General features: G+C 43.2%; 14 protein-coding genes and 1 riboswitch. Of the genes, 4 read left to right on the top strand and 10 right to left on the bottom strand.

The window, feature by feature from the left end:
* Nucleotides 1–5 precede the first annotated feature (5 nt).
* The 6 genes from DJ568_RS12840 to DJ568_RS12815 all read right to left on the bottom strand — a co-directional run bounded on the left by DJ568_RS12840 (nt 6) and on the right by DJ568_RS12815 (nt 5837).
* Nucleotides 6–293, bottom strand: coding sequence for a cysteine-rich CWC family protein (locus tag DJ568_RS12840; protein ID WP_114005696.1), 288 nt, complete (start codon nt 291–293; stop codon nt 6–8).
* Between the two features lie 160 nt (nt 294–453).
* Nucleotides 454–2826: a ribonucleoside-diphosphate reductase subunit alpha gene (locus DJ568_RS12835; RefSeq protein WP_114005695.1), complete on the bottom strand. Its 2373-nt coding sequence runs from the start codon at nt 2824–2826 to the stop codon at nt 454–456.
* Between the two features lie 185 nt (nt 2827–3011).
* Entirely contained in the window at nt 3012–3218 is a 207-nt protein-coding gene (locus DJ568_RS12830; RefSeq protein ID WP_114005694.1) for a four helix bundle protein, read from the bottom strand.
* A gap of 81 nt (nt 3219–3299) precedes the next feature.
* Nucleotides 3300–4274: a ribonucleoside-diphosphate reductase small subunit gene (locus tag DJ568_RS12825; protein ID WP_114005693.1), complete on the bottom strand. Its 975-nt coding sequence runs from the start codon at nt 4272–4274 to the stop codon at nt 3300–3302.
* A gap of 116 nt (nt 4275–4390) precedes the next feature.
* Nucleotides 4391–4553: riboswitch (cobalamin riboswitch) on the bottom strand.
* A 103-nt stretch (nt 4554–4656) separates the two neighbouring features.
* On the bottom strand, nt 4657–5364 hold the full coding sequence (locus tag DJ568_RS12820) for a hypothetical protein (protein WP_114005692.1): 708 nt from the start codon (nt 5362–5364) through the stop codon (nt 4657–4659).
* 107 nt (nt 5365–5471) lie between these two features.
* Nucleotides 5472–5837, bottom strand: a complete 366-nt coding sequence (locus DJ568_RS12815) for a methionine-R-sulfoxide reductase (protein ID WP_114005691.1) — start codon at nt 5835–5837, stop codon at nt 5472–5474.
* Between the two features lie 170 nt (nt 5838–6007).
* Between DJ568_RS12815 and DJ568_RS12810 the strand changes: the two genes are divergently transcribed.
* Nucleotides 6008–6661: a glycosyltransferase family 32 protein gene (locus DJ568_RS12810; protein WP_114005690.1), complete on the top strand. Its 654-nt coding sequence runs from the start codon at nt 6008–6010 to the stop codon at nt 6659–6661.
* Nucleotides 6662–6752: 91 nt separating this feature from the next.
* On the opposite strand, the gene sucD is transcribed toward DJ568_RS12810, so the two are convergent.
* The gene (gene sucD / locus DJ568_RS12805; protein WP_114005689.1) at nt 6753–7625 is read right to left on the bottom strand and encodes a succinate--CoA ligase subunit alpha; all 873 of its coding nucleotides are present in this window, start codon (nt 7623–7625) and stop codon (nt 6753–6755) included.
* Nucleotides 7626–7888: 263 nt separating this feature from the next.
* Between sucD and DJ568_RS12800 the strand changes: the two genes are divergently transcribed.
* Nucleotides 7889–8713, top strand: coding sequence for a hypothetical protein (locus DJ568_RS12800; protein WP_114005688.1), 825 nt, complete (start codon nt 7889–7891; stop codon nt 8711–8713).
* A gap of 201 nt (nt 8714–8914) precedes the next feature.
* Here the strand turns inward: DJ568_RS12800 and dctA are convergent, their stop codons facing one another.
* The 3 genes from dctA to DJ568_RS12785 form a co-directional block, all read right to left on the bottom strand.
* Nucleotides 8915–10156, bottom strand: coding sequence for a C4-dicarboxylate transporter DctA (gene dctA / locus DJ568_RS12795; protein WP_114005687.1), 1242 nt, complete (start codon nt 10154–10156; stop codon nt 8915–8917).
* Nucleotides 10157–10329: 173 nt separating this feature from the next.
* Nucleotides 10330–10860 (bottom strand): hypothetical protein, encoded by a 531-nt coding sequence (locus DJ568_RS12790; RefSeq protein WP_114005686.1) that lies wholly within the window; start codon nt 10858–10860, stop codon nt 10330–10332.
* A 197-nt stretch (nt 10861–11057) separates the two neighbouring features.
* Entirely contained in the window at nt 11058–12242 is a 1185-nt protein-coding gene (locus DJ568_RS12785; protein ID WP_114005685.1) for an asparagine synthetase B, read from the bottom strand.
* A gap of 278 nt (nt 12243–12520) precedes the next feature.
* Between DJ568_RS12785 and DJ568_RS12775 the strand changes: the two genes are divergently transcribed.
* Both DJ568_RS12775 and DJ568_RS12770 read left to right on the top strand, forming a co-directional pair.
* Nucleotides 12521–12979: a peptidylprolyl isomerase gene (locus DJ568_RS12775; protein ID WP_114005683.1), complete on the top strand. Its 459-nt coding sequence runs from the start codon at nt 12521–12523 to the stop codon at nt 12977–12979.
* Between the two features lie 98 nt (nt 12980–13077).
* Nucleotides 13078–13578: a DUF5606 family protein gene (locus DJ568_RS12770; protein ID WP_114005682.1), complete on the top strand. Its 501-nt coding sequence runs from the start codon at nt 13078–13080 to the stop codon at nt 13576–13578.
* The last annotated feature ends 255 nt before the right edge of the window (nt 13579–13833 follow it).

The following is a 13833-nucleotide window of genomic DNA, read 5'->3' as shown; positions in this document are numbered from 1 at the left end:
AGGATTTAGTCGGAAAGTGAGGAAGACCGCAAGTCCGAAAGATTGTTATCTTCTATTCTTCCCAACGTTTGGAGTTTCGGACTTACAAACATTTCCTTATACTCCAGCTGTACTTCAAGCAAGCATTTGGCGCATAAACAGCCATCATAATGCTCGCTAACATACTGCGTTTCGTTAAGGCTAAGCTGCACAGTGCTGCATTGACACTTAGTAAATGAGTTTGCCTTACATTCAAAAGGAGCGCTGCAACGTTCGCAGCGTATTACTTCGTGTTTTGAATGGGTGTTTGGCATGGTATAAAGGTAATAAATAACCTGGTCTGGCACGGTGTCACATTCGCCATTGAGAACGAGGGGAAGCCATCTCTTTGATACCGATTAAATTCAATCAGCATGGTGCAGAGACGGCTTTCCCCCGCTTTAATGAAGTGGTGGTTGATAGGACGTGCTAGCTTTACGCTGAACAGGTTACACAGCCCTGTTCCATTGAACAGGTCGGTCCGGCAGGTATCTCATCAGCAATCTGATCAACATGATCCGGTATAACCGGCTCCATATTTTTACCCCCCTGATTTTCAACTGTAAATTTAACCGCCTGCGAGGCTGCCTGCGTACGCAAATAGTACATGCCAGTTTTAAGCCCTTTCTTCCAGGCATAAAAGTGCATGGATGTTAGCTTTGACGCATTTGGCGCATTGATGAACAGGTTAAGCGATTGCGACTGACAAACATAGGCGCCCCTGTCCGCCGCCATATCAATGATGTTTCGCATTTTGATTTCCCAAACTGTTTTATACAGGTCTTTAATATCCTGCGGGATTTCATCAATTTCCTGTATCGAGCCGTTGGCGGTAATAATTTTATCTTTCATCGCAGTGGTCCATAAGCCAATGTTAACCAGATCGCGCAGCAGGTACTTGTTAACCACGATGAATTCCCCGCTTAATACCCTGCGCGTATAGATATTGGAGGTGTAAGGCTCAAAACATTCGTTGTTACCTAAAATCTGTGAGGTAGAGGCCGTAGGCATGGGTGCTACCAGCAAGGAGTTACGCACGCCATGGTTCATGACATCCAGACGCAGGTTTTCCCAATCCCAGCGCCCGCTATTGGGGGTAACGCCCCATAAATCAAACTGGAATTTGCCCTGCGAAAGTGGTGAACCTTTAAAACTTTCATACGCACCATCAACAACTGCGAGATCTTTGGAGGCCGTCATGGCGGCAAAATAGATCGTTTCGAATATCTCTTTGTTAAGATGTTTGGCCGCATCACTTTCAAACGGTAGGCGTAACTGAATAAACGTGTCCGCCAGCCCCTGCACACCTAAGCCAATAGGACGGTGCCGCAAGTTTGAGTTACGGGCTTCTTCAACGGGGTAGTAGTTATTATCGATTATCCGGTTTAGATTTAGGGTTACCTGGTAAGTTACCTCATACAGCTTTTGGTGATCAAAAACGCCATTGTTAATATAGCGGGGTAAGGCCAATGATGCCAGGTTGCATACAGCCACCTCGTCAGCAGCCGTATATTCCATGATTTCGGTGCACAAATTTGAGCTTTTTATAGTACCGAGGTTCTGTTGGTTTGATTTGGCGTTAGCGGCATCTTTGTATAATAAATACGGAGTACCTGTTTCTACCTGGGCATCCAATATGGCAAACCATAATTCCTGCGCCTTCACAACTTTGCGTGCACGTCCCTCACTTTCGTATTTTTGATATAGCTTTTCAAAATCAGCTCCAAAGCAATCAGCCAAACCAGGTGCTTCATGCGGACAAAACAGGCTCCAATCTTCATTGGCCTCTACCCGCTTCATAAAAAGGTCGCTTATCCAGAGCGCGTAAAACAGGTCGCGGGCACGCATTTCCTCTTTACCATGATTTTTCCGCAGGTCTAAAAACTCAAATACATCAGCGTGCCATGGCTCAAGGTAAATGGCAAACGCACCCTTGCGCTTACCGCCGCCCTGGTCAACATACCTGGCAGTATCATTAAACACACGCAACATAGGGATAATGCCGTTGCTGGTGCCATTGGTGCCGCTGATATATGAGCCTGTTGCCCTTACATTGTGGATACTTAGCCCGATACCGCCGGCACTTTGCGAAATTTTGGCGGTCTGCTTTAACGTATCGTATATCCCGTCAATGCTGTCGTCTTTCATGGTAAGCAAAAAGCACGATGACATTTGCGGCTTTGGGGTACCCGCATTAAACAGCGTAGGCGTGGCATGGGTAAACCAGCGCTCGCTCATCAGATTGTAAGTTCTTATTACACTGTCAATATCATGCTTATGTATCCCTACTGATACACGCATAAACAAATGCTGCGGACGCTCCACAATGCGGCCATCAACTTTTAACAGGTATGATTTTTCCAGCGTTTTAAATCCAAAATAATCAAAGCCAAAGTCACGGTCATAAATAATGGTACTATCAAGCAACTCTGCGCTTTCCTTTATCACTTCCCATACATCTTCCGCTATCAAGGAAGCGCTTTTTCCAGTTTTTTCGTCCTCATACTCATACAGCATCCGCATGGTCTCTGAAAACGACTTAACAGTATTTTTATGCAGGTTTGATACTGCTATGCGCGATGCCAGCAAAGCATAATCAGGATGCTTTGTGGTTAACGACGCTGCTGTTTCGGCTGCAAGGTTATCCAACTCCGATGTAGTCACGCCATCATATAGCCCTTCTATTACTTTTTTAGCTACATCAATCGGATCAACCAAACTAAAACCATAGCATAGTTTCTCTATCCGTGCTGTTATCTTGTCAAATTTTACGGTCTCTCTACGGCCGTCTCTTTTTATTACGTACATTTTAGTGAGTTGTTAGTGTTGAGTGGTCAATATTTTACTTGTTTGCATTTATTAGTCCGCTGAGGTACTTAAAGCACTGTACTATGGTTCCACCGAGTACAGTAAGATCACTATGCGAACAATATCCCAGCAACATTGCAGCATCTAATGCGGAGTCAACTTCATTTAGTGAACCGCGTGCAATCTCATAATCTGTTACGTTCGATGTCTGATTTCCTTGAACTACCCTCGGCGATATTCAGTTGCACGGATAAAGCCGCCCGTTTCATTTGCTGCGTTAGAACATACCGTTCGTCAGCCGGGAAAGTATTTGTGACGAGATAACACTCCTTTACCACTTGCTTCGCGATGCTGTATACCTCCAGTTTTGTATGCCCTAATTGTAAAAACATAGTTTTAATATTTTATTGATTAACTTCTTATTAATTATTTCCTCACCCAACATCACCATTCACTATTCACTACTCACCAGCTCAAAAGTCCTCATCCAATGAAAATGCCTTACTATCGGTACCTGCATTTAACACGCCGCTTTTTTGGTAATCACCTACCCGTTTTTCAAAAAAATTGGTTTTGCCCTGCAAGCTGATCATCTCCATAAAATCAAACGGATTGCCGGCGTTGTAAAATTTATCATACCCAAGTTCGGTAAGCCAGCGGTCGGCTACAAACTCAATGTACTGGCTCATCAGCGCGGCGTTCATACCAATTAAACTCACCGGCAACGCTTCACTTATAAACTCTTTCTCAATCTCCACCGCGTCGGTAATTATTTGAGTGACCTCTGCTTTTGATAGCTTTTGGCTGAGCATGCTGTATAACAAACAGGCAAACTCACAATGCATGCCTTCGTCGCGCGATATAAGTTCATTGCTAAAGGTAAGCCCCGGCATCAGTCCCCGCTTTTTTAACCAGAACAGCGAACAAAAGCTGCCCGAAAAAAATATACCTTCAACCGCCGCAAACGCTACCAGCCGTTGCGCAAAGGTGCCGTTGTTTATCCATTTCAGCGCCCAATCGGCCTTCTTGCCCACACATGGAACTGTTTCGATGGCATGAAAAAGGCGGTCCTTTTCGATAGGATTCTTGATGTAGGTATCAATAAGCAATGCATAGGTTTCGGAGTGGATATTCTCCATCATGATCTGGAAGCCGTAAAAACAACGTGCTTCAGGCACCTGCACTTCGCTCATGAAATTTACTGCCAGGTTTTCGTTTACGATGCCATCGCTGGCAGCAAAAAAAGCGAGGATGTGCGATATGAAGTGCTTTTCGCCCTGATTAAGGCTATCCCAGTGCTTTATGTCATCGCTAAGATCAATTTCTTCGGCGGTCCAGAAGCTGGCTTCATGTTTTTTGTACATTTCCCAAATGCGCGGATAATTAATGGGGAGGATAACAAAGCGGTCTTTGTTTTCGCGCAGTAATAGTTCGTCTTGCTGTTTCATATGCTTTTGTCAAGTAAATTTTAGGCACTGACAAAAGGCGGAGACACGACAAGCCGCCCCGGAGATGGGACAACAAGCATGGCAGCTGACTTTTATCAAAACCTTATTCGTGAAAGTTTTGACAAGCTATAATGGCAGGTGTCTGGCTTATATTTTTTTGCAGCAGCTTAAGCAGTTGCCCTATAAAATAATTCACAGTTGCACGTCAGCCCATGATTTTAACATGGTTCCCTTTTAATTTCGGCAATAAAACCGAAAACCGGTATAGCGTTATACAAAGAACTTATAATTCAAATATAGTGGGTAACCTTCGAGTGTACCAAGATTAGTTTTTCACACTGCAACATGTTGTTAACAATGTAAACAATTATACAACTGATAATCAGAAACTATATGACAGTACAATATTGGCCGCGTATGAGCTGTAGCTTATAAGTCCACCCTGGTCCGGCTGACCACGGGGAATAAAAAAGTTATATTTACCTTCTACACCTAACCCTACCTTTTCAGTTACTGGATATGTAAGGCCAAGTTTTGGAGCAAAGTAAACGTTCTGTTCAGTGGTGGTAACCGTCGTACGCACTACACCATCAATTTGCTGGTAAACTGAACGGGTAAAATAAGCACCAATGTTAGCCCCGGCATAAAATGTCATTTCGCTTAAGTTTATATTGTAAGCGCCGCCTGCATAAAAAGCGTATACTTTTAATGGCTTTTGCAGGTAAACCGGAGAAGCAGGATCTTCAGGAAAATAGGCAACGGTTTCTTTTTTTGCGTTGTAAGCGTGATACCCGGCACTCAGGTTGAATGTGAATGCTTTAAATGTTTTCAGAATACTTACACCGTAAGTTGGCGTAGCTTTAAAAGTTTCCTTTAGGTTATGAGCCGGTATATCATATCCGATATTAAGGGCTACCCCCCACCCCAAGTTGTTGCCGCCGGTGCCGTCTGCCCTCCAGGCGTCACCGTCGTAATTTATTCCCCGTGGTGAACCGCTCTGTGCATAAGCCTGGTGGTAAAAGCCTGCAAACATTGCCGCTATGATAGTTATCAGGAAGGGCTTGCTGCAGCAGTAAAGATTGTTACTCATGTATTGATAAGGCTGTTATGAACCCTTAAAAATAAAAAAATATCCCGACTAAGGGATATTAATTATGTATTATTCACACTTATCTGTTAAACAGTAAGTGTAACTGTTTACTGTTGCGCGGGTACAAATTTCATAGAAATAGAATTGACGCAATGACGGGTATTTTTTGGAGTGAGATATTCCCCTTCAAAAACGTGCCCCAGGTGGGCGCCGCAATTTGCACATAATATCTCTACCCGCCGGCCGTCGGCATCAGTTTCGCGACGAACAGCACCGGGTATTTCATCGTCAAAACTTGGCCAGCCACAATGGCTTTCAAACTTATCCTCAGAGTTATACAGCGGTGCATCACAGCGTTTGCAGATGTACACGCCGTGCGCTTTGTTGTTTAATAACGATCCCGTAAACGGGCGCTCGGTGCCTTTGTGCAGTATCACCCATTCTTCATCGGGGGTTAAATTATTGTATTGCATTTTTTATTATTATCGTTTAGTGATATACTTTATAAACATACTAAATAACATTGCTACCGGTTTTACCAACACACCTATGTTTACATAATGCTGACCTGTATATTTGCAGTGTTTACAACAAAACATGTACCAGCCGAATGAATTCGGCAACTTAACCACCGCTGTTTACAATGGCCATACCAAAGGTAATTTATCAAACTTTTAAACATAGTAGGTTGCCCCTGCTTAACCGACTGGCAATTAAATGGCTTAAGTGGAGGAATCAAAACTATAGGTATGAATTTTATGACGATGCGCGCATTGAAGTATTTTTACTTGAAGACTTTGGCGCCGACGTACTGCATACTTATAAAAAGATAAATATCGGCGCTGCAAAAGCTGATTTTTTCCGGTATTGTATCTTGTACAAAAAAGGGGGTATATATTTAGATATTGACGCCTATGTGTTGGGTAAGTTAGATGAGTTTATCCAGCATGATGATAAAGCCGTAATATCGCACGAGCGAAACCCGGGACTGTTTGTACAGTGGGCTATGATTTATGAAGCGGGTCACCCTTTCCTGCGCGACACGATCAGTAATGTGATGGACAATATCAATCAAAATAAGTACCCGAATGATGTGCACCAGATGACTGGGCCACGTCCATACTCTTTAGTAATCAACAATTATATCGCTAATAACAAACCGGTTGACTACCGGATACTAGGGGTAGATTACAACAAGTACATCAAGTCGAGATTGCCATTGAGTAAAATGCTTTATAAAAAAGGCGAGCACTGGAAAAAATTACAGGTAAGTCAACCGGTTGTTTCTGCTGATTGAGATAGCCAGGCTCACCATCAGAAAAAGGCGTTTAAACAAAAAATCCCTGCAGTTACTGCAAGGATTTTTATAATCTATCTGGAAACAGGCTTTATTTTGCCAGTTCTTCGGCCATCGCAGCGCCTATTTCGGCAGGCGATTCAACAACGCGAATACCACACTCGGCCATAATCTTCATTTTAGCTGCTGCAGTATCATCGGCACCGCCAACAATAGCTCCGGCGTGACCCATACGGCGTCCCGGAGGCGCAGTTTGTCCGGCTATGAAACCAACAACAGGCTTGGTACCATGCTCTTTTATCCAGCGGGCAGCTTCGGCTTCCATTCCGCCACCTATTTCGCCTATCATAATAATGCCATGTGTATCCGGGTCATTCATTAACAATTCAACCGCCTGTTTAGTGGTAGTACCTATTATAGGGTCGCCGCCGATACCGATTGCGGTAGTAATACCTAACCCCGCTTTTACTACCTGGTCAACAGCCTCATAAGTTAGTGTACCTGATTTTGAAACCACGCCTACATTACCTTTTTTGAAGATAAAGCCGGGCATAATACCAATTTTCGCTTCATCAGCAGTGATAATGCCTGGGCAGTTAGGACCTATTAAACGGGCATCCTTGTCACTAAGATATTCTTTTACCTGTATCATATCCTTTGTTGGGATACCTTCGGTAATGCAAACAATAACTTTAATACCACCTTCGGCAGCTTCCATTATCGCATCAGCTGCAAATGCCGGGGGAACAAATATGATAGACACATCAGCGCCTGTTTTATCAACAGCCTCTTTAACTGTGTTGAACACCGGTTTGCCAAGGTGTTGCTGACCGCCTTTGCCAGGGGTAACCCCCCCTACAACCTGTGTACCGTACTCAATCATCTGCTCGGCATGGTAAGTACCTTCATTACCGGTAAAACCCTGAACGATAACTTTGGAATCTTTATTTACAAGAACACTCATTTGCTTTTTTTATTAATAATGGCAAAGCTAAAATTATTTTGTGAACTAACGTGTTCGTGCAGATTAAAGGAGACGTTTTTTTTGCATTTTGTTTATCGATGCTGGTAGTTGCGGTACATATTTTTTTAGCGTATATGTCTTTATAATTAACCGGCTCTGCCATACAAAGGCTTGAGAAAAATTGCCTGTGCTTAGGTTATTTAAACTTACACGATACTTACGTATATTTACAGGCAAATATTTAAACTATTTTCCGTATAACAATGAAAAGAACAATACTATTGATTTATGTCCTGCTGATCTCGGCATGTGCTGCTTTTGCACAACCCGGCGGATTCGACGTTATCACCAAAACCGACGGCACCACACACACCGGCAAGGTGATGGATATGGGTGATAACGACATTAAATTTGTTTACAAAGGCGAAACATTAAACTACACTTTTAAAAAGGTTGACGTTCAAAAAATAGTGTTCGCCAGCGGCCGCGAAGAAGTGGTTAACGCCCCTGCGCAAAAAGGCAACATTCCCGCGGCGAAGCCCGAAAATAAAGGCAAGGTAGCTATATTACCTTTCGGTTTAATAGTGAACGACCAGCGCGGCTCGGATGACAAAGCTTACGTAATACAACAGGAATGCTATAACGCTATGACTAAGAAAGCCGGCAACCTGCAATTCCTTGATCCGATTACGACCAACGCAGTGCTGATTAAGCATAACATAAACGAGCAAAACATACGCGGGTATACTATGGTTGAACTTAGCAATCTGCTGGGTGTACAATACCTTGTACAAGGCGTGGTAACCATAACACCTACTTCGGTAAGTACGTCGACATCAGGCGGCGGAAACACCAATGCCACCATTAAAAAAGAAGACAAAGACAAAGCGACCGTTAAAAGCTCTGATTGGGGTTCAGCGTACTCGTCAACGTCACAAAACTTTAGCACAACAGTACTGATGAATATTTTTGACGATACCGGCGCTAAAATTTTCGGTAAGAACCACCAGGCTTTCTGGCCTACGCAGGATGCATATAAAATCACTTTAGATTACCTGGCCAAAAGAACGCCGTTGTACCAAAAATAATCTGTGCGCAAAGGCGTAAAACGGAGCCCGGTTTACTAAAAATCCGGGCTCTTTTTTTATTCCGAATGTTATTTCTTCAGGGGAATGTTTAAGTTTATTGAAATCCTGTCGATTTGCGACTGCCCACATGCACAAATCATAGCCGGTGGCTATATTGGATATTACAACCCTTTGAACAGCAGGTAGATTGTTACAGTTATATTACTCTACCGTTCCTTCTGGTCCCGGAGGGTTAAACTCTCCCTCACTCTTAGCAACCACAATCGTGGCTACTCCGTTGCCTATCAAGTTGGTAATGGCTCGGGCCTCTGACATAAAACGGTCAACACCTAACAGGATAGCCACACTTTCCACCGGGATTATCTTGATGGCTGCCAATGTTGAAGTTAACACGATAAAGCCGCCGCCCGTAACTGCTGCAGCACCCTTCGAAGTCAGCATTAATATGCCAATGATGGTGAGTTCCTGCTCTATCGATAAAGGTATATCAAAAACCTGCGCCAAAAATATCACCGCCATGCTCAGATAGATGGTAGTCCCGTCTAAATTAAAGGAATAACCAGTGGGAATAACCAGCCCGACAACCGAGCGTGAGCAGCCAAATTTTACCATCTTTTCCATCATGCTGGGCAAAGCAGATTCAGACGAGGATGTACCCAAAACCAATAATATCTCGTGCCGGATGAACTTAAGATATTGCCATAAGCTAAATTTGTAAATGCGGCAAATAATATTGAGCACAACAAATATGAACAGAAACATCGTCAGGTAAACCGAACCCATCAGCTTTGCCATTGGTAGCAGCGCGTTTGTGCCGTATTTACCTACCGTAAAAGCCATTCCGCCAAAGGCACCTATCGGGGCCAGTTTCATCACTACTTTCATGATGTTGAAAAACACCTGGCTTATTTTATCAAAGGTAGTGAGTAGTGATTTACCATGCTCGCCGAGGCGGCTTAACCCGTAACCAAAAAATATAGCGAAAAAAAGTATTTGCAATATATCGCCTTTGGCAAAGGATTCAAAGATATTTGATGGTACTATGTGCGCAAAAAACTCGCCCCAATGCATTTCCTCAGCCGCCTTTTGATAACTCTCCACCTTCGAGGCGTCTATGCCTTTTTGCGCATCTATACCAACACCGGGTTTTAACAGGTTTGCTACTATAAGTCCAATAACTAATGCAAAACTGGTAACAAGTTCGAAATAAAGCAACGCTTTACCGCCCACACGACCCACCTTTTTCATATCCCCCATGTGGGCAATACCCAAAACAATGGTGAAAAATATGATTGGCGCTATCAGCATAGTTATCAGGTTAATAAATGTCTTGCTGATTATTTGCGCCGTTTCGGCAAATCCCGGGAAGTAAAATCCGACGGTTATCCCTAAAATGATAGCTATTATAACCTGGACGGTAAGATTGCGAAAAAGGTATTTCATGGTCGGGCAATAATACGCTTTTTACTCATCAAATATTACTGGTTGAACCCGGATAGTTAAAATCACTCACTGTCCCCATACACCTCCCAAAAAAAGCGAGCCCTTATTTTACAGACCAACAACAAAAAAAGCACCGGTAACATACCGGGGCTGCTGTATTATGTAACTAAACTTTAATCCCGACCGCGGCCTTTACCGTTGCCATGATGTTTTCCGTTACCCTTAACTTTTACTTTGGTAAAAGATTTTTTGTTGCCATTGTTGCTATGCACCTTAACCCTTGTAACATTGGCTTTAGGCCCGTGGTACTTAGTATATTTAACATCACGGCTATCCCGGATTATTACCTGGCTGGGGCGGCCTTTATATGATACGTATTTATTGCGGATAACAGTATGCTGCCTCCACGGAGTGCGCTCGTTTACCACAACCTTATAACTGCGGTAAGGATTGTAACTGCTGTACCTTGATGGCAAGGCTGCACGGTGCACCCAAACATTATTTTCGTAAACTACATACTGGCGTGCCGGTACGTCATAATAGGCGTCAATATCGGGCAGGTAATAATAGTTTACATAATCGTAGCCCACAGGGCCCCATACAGGCTGCGAACCGATATTAATATTTAAACTAACTTGTGCGCTTGCTGTTTTTACGGCAAATATGCTAAGCGCGATAGCGGCAGATAAAAATAACTTTTTCATAACAATGTTGTGTTGTTTGTTAGTTATGACAACTATTAATGAAAAAAGTTTAGTTGATTAAACATTGCCAGCTATTGACATTACTCATCGCTGATTTGTTACCGATAATTAAATGCCTTTGTGATTTCTCTGGCTTTGCACAGGTCGCTAATAAGGTAAGCACTGCAGGTTACTTGAAGCCGGAAGTCGTAACCAAACTATGTTTTCTGTTTCTTTTTATTTGCAGCCGGAAAAAGTACATTGTTAAGTATCAGCCGGTAACCAGCCGAGTTAGGATGCAGTTTAAGGTCTGTAGGTGGATCACCCACCGCATGCTGGTAATCTTCAGGGTCATGCCCGCCGTAAAACGTCCATTGACCTTTGCCGTACTCGCCGTGTATGTAACGCGCTTCATTGGCAGTTTTCATTTCGCCCATTACGGTAATGCCGGATTTCAGGGTATTTTTATTGAAAGCGGTGGTTAACCCCATAAAGCCCTTTATCACTTTGTCATGATCCTGCGTAAGCATGCTGGGCACTACATCATATTTAGCCGAAAAATCAAACAACGTAAAAAAGTCGCGTTCGCGCTCAACCTGGCGTGTATTAGGGTTCACATCGATATTACTGAATTGGTGCGAAATCGGGTTCATATCAAGCTGAAAATTCTTAAAGGCAAATGTCTGGCTGAAATCAAGCTTGCTTTGAGCGTTCCTATCAGCAGGGTCGCCATCAAACATGGGTTCGCAAATGTCAGTATTAGCGGCTGCCAGGGCTATGTCAAATGTATCGGTACCTGCGCACATCGCAAACAGAAAACCGCCGCCGGCGCAAAAAGCACGTATATTTTGCACAACGGCCAGCTTCATTTTTGATACTTTAGTAAACCCTAGCTTTTGGGCCGTAAGCTGCTGGGTTTTTACATCATCAATGTACCATTGCGCGTATCTAAAGGCGCCGTAAAATTTACTGAACTGGCCGGTAAAGTCTTCATGGTGCAGGTGCAGCCAATCGTATTTAGGCAAGTCGCCCTTTATAACTTCTTCATCATACAAAACCGTGTAGGGTATCTCGGCATACTTGAGCACCATGGTAACGGCATCATCCCAAGGCAGCTTGCTTTTAGGTGAGTACACCGCCATTTTTGGTGCCTTTTGCAACTTTACAAGGTCCATATTTACTGATGGATCGCTCACTTCCTTCAGTATATTGGTGGCGGCAGCATCGGCTATCACCTGGTAGCTCACGCCGCGTATCTTACACTCCTCTTCGATGTTTTTATTATACGCCATCATGAAGCTGCCCCCGCGGTAATTTAATAACCAGTCAACTTCCAGCCCTTTTTGCAGCGACCAAAAAGCTATGCCATAAGATTTCAGGTGATCTTTTTGCTCATCGTCCATGGGCAATAATATAGATGCAGCGTTTGAGCTTAAAGCTAAAAGCACAAAGGCAAAAGCTGTAGCGAGTTGCAGGGCAAGGCGTTTTATTATCATTTTATTATTTACTACCAAAGATAACGAATATTTAAGCCGTAAATTTTCTGTAAAGGTCGATGCCATATCCATACTCATTCTTTTCTCTAGCCACTATATATTGATACCGGCGCTTTATATTCCGACCCTTTAACCTTTTCGCTTTCTCCTTTTTTACTACCTTTGCATTCCTACAAAAACTAAAAATGAGCAAAGCGATCATCAAAACAGAAAAAGGCGACATGACCGTAGAATTTTACGATAATGATGCCCCAAATACAGTAGCTAATTTTAAAAAACTGGCCAAAGAGGGCTTTTATGACGGCATAGCATTTCACCGTGTTATACCCAATTTTGTTGTTCAGGCAGGCTGTCCGTTCTCAAAATCCCCCGAAACTGCTTATAAAGCTGGTTCTGGTGGTGCAGGCTACCATATTGATTGCGAATTAAAAGGTGACAACCAATACCATGACCGCGGTGTACTTTCAATGGCACATGCAGGCCGTAACACCGGCAGCTCGCAATTTTTTATATGCCACAGCCGTACTAATACCGCTCACCTTGACCGTAACCACACGGTGTTTGGCAAGGTGGTTGAAAATGTTGACGCAGTTGATGACATCCGCCAGGGCGATAAGATATTAGGCATAGAAGTAATTGAATAGATAGCTGGTAAGACGTTGGTGATCAGAGATTAGTTGCGCAGCGATTGATTTCTCTAACCACTAATCTCTGACCGTTAATACTAATCTCTAAAACAAAAATGAATTTACACGGAATAGTTGCAGTTTCAGGAAAACCAGGCTTATGGAAAGCTTTGGCTCAGAACAAAACCGGTTTTATCCTTGAAAGCCTTGATGATAATAAAACCAAGCTTGTAGCCAACCTATCAACTGCTAAATTGGCTGCTTTAGACGAAATAACCATTTTTGGCGAGGATGAAGACATCAAGTTGAAAGATATTTTTGAGCGCATGAACAGTGCCAAAAGCATCCCTGATCCTAAGGCTGACGGTAACACCTTGCGGGTGTTTTTCAGGGAAGTAGCGCCAGACCATGACGAGGAAAAGGTTTATGCCTCTGATATGAAAAAGGTAGTTAGCTGGTATAACCTGTTAAAGGACCTGCCATTGTTTACTGAAGAGCCTAAGTCGGCTGAAGCATCTGCGGAGGAACCAGTTAGCGAAACTGTAGCAGAAACATCTGCGGAAGAGACTAAGCCAAAAGCCAGGAAAGCGCCGGCGAAGACTGCGAAAAAGAAGTAGTGCTTCACTCAGCCTCTTTACGATGGAGAGGAGTTTAAAATATTTTACGCGTCATTGCGTGTTGTAACGTTGCAATCTGTTTAAGTATATCTGCCAGGATGTAAACAGATTGCTCAGTTGCTCGCAATTGTAAGGGTTTATTAATTTGGTAATAGAATTAGGTGTTTTTATTTGTTGTTTAGGGAGACCATATCGATAGGTTTTTTGCCATTAATGCCCTGATGTGGTCTTTCCCAATTATAGTAAACAAGATAT

The sequence above is a fragment of the Mucilaginibacter hurinus genome (genome assembly GCF_003324525.1).
Classification (GTDB): domain Bacteria; phylum Bacteroidota; class Bacteroidia; order Sphingobacteriales; family Sphingobacteriaceae; genus Mucilaginibacter; species Mucilaginibacter hurinus.
The sequence above is the reverse complement of the archived record's forward strand: the minus strand, read 5'-3'. Positions and strand labels throughout refer to the sequence as shown.

Excerpts from the sequence above, each read along its gene's own strand:
- DJ568_RS12840 (WP_114005696.1), bottom strand. The coding sequence starts at position 293 with ATGCCAAACACCCATTCAAAACACGAAGTAATACGCTGCGAACGTTGC.
- DJ568_RS12835 (WP_114005695.1), bottom strand. The coding sequence starts at position 2,826 with ATGTACGTAATAAAAAGAGACGGCCGTAGAGAGACCGTAAAATTTGAC.
- DJ568_RS12830 (WP_114005694.1), bottom strand. The coding sequence starts at position 3,218 with ATGTTTTTACAATTAGGGCATACAAAACTGGAGGTATACAGCATCGCG.
- DJ568_RS12825 (WP_114005693.1), bottom strand. The coding sequence starts at position 4,274 with ATGAAACAGCAAGACGAACTATTACTGCGCGAAAACAAAGACCGCTTT.
- DJ568_RS12820 (WP_114005692.1), bottom strand. The coding sequence starts at position 5,364 with ATGAGTAACAATCTTTACTGCTGCAGCAAGCCCTTCCTGATAACTATC.
- DJ568_RS12815 (WP_114005691.1), bottom strand. The coding sequence starts at position 5,837 with ATGCAATACAATAATTTAACCCCCGATGAAGAATGGGTGATACTGCAC.
- DJ568_RS12810 (WP_114005690.1), top strand. The coding sequence starts at position 6,008 with ATGGCCATACCAAAGGTAATTTATCAAACTTTTAAACATAGTAGGTTG.
- sucD (WP_114005689.1), bottom strand. The coding sequence starts at position 7,625 with ATGAGTGTTCTTGTAAATAAAGATTCCAAAGTTATCGTTCAGGGTTTT.
- DJ568_RS12800 (WP_114005688.1), top strand. The coding sequence starts at position 7,889 with ATGAAAAGAACAATACTATTGATTTATGTCCTGCTGATCTCGGCATGT.
- dctA (WP_114005687.1), bottom strand. The coding sequence starts at position 10,156 with ATGAAATACCTTTTTCGCAATCTTACCGTCCAGGTTATAATAGCTATC.
- DJ568_RS12790 (WP_114005686.1), bottom strand. The coding sequence starts at position 10,860 with ATGAAAAAGTTATTTTTATCTGCCGCTATCGCGCTTAGCATATTTGCC.
- DJ568_RS12785 (WP_114005685.1), bottom strand. The coding sequence starts at position 12,242 with ATGGACGATGAGCAAAAAGATCACCTGAAATCTTATGGCATAGCTTTT.
- DJ568_RS12775 (WP_114005683.1), top strand. The coding sequence starts at position 12,521 with ATGAGCAAAGCGATCATCAAAACAGAAAAAGGCGACATGACCGTAGAA.
- DJ568_RS12770 (WP_114005682.1), top strand. The coding sequence starts at position 13,078 with ATGAATTTACACGGAATAGTTGCAGTTTCAGGAAAACCAGGCTTATGG.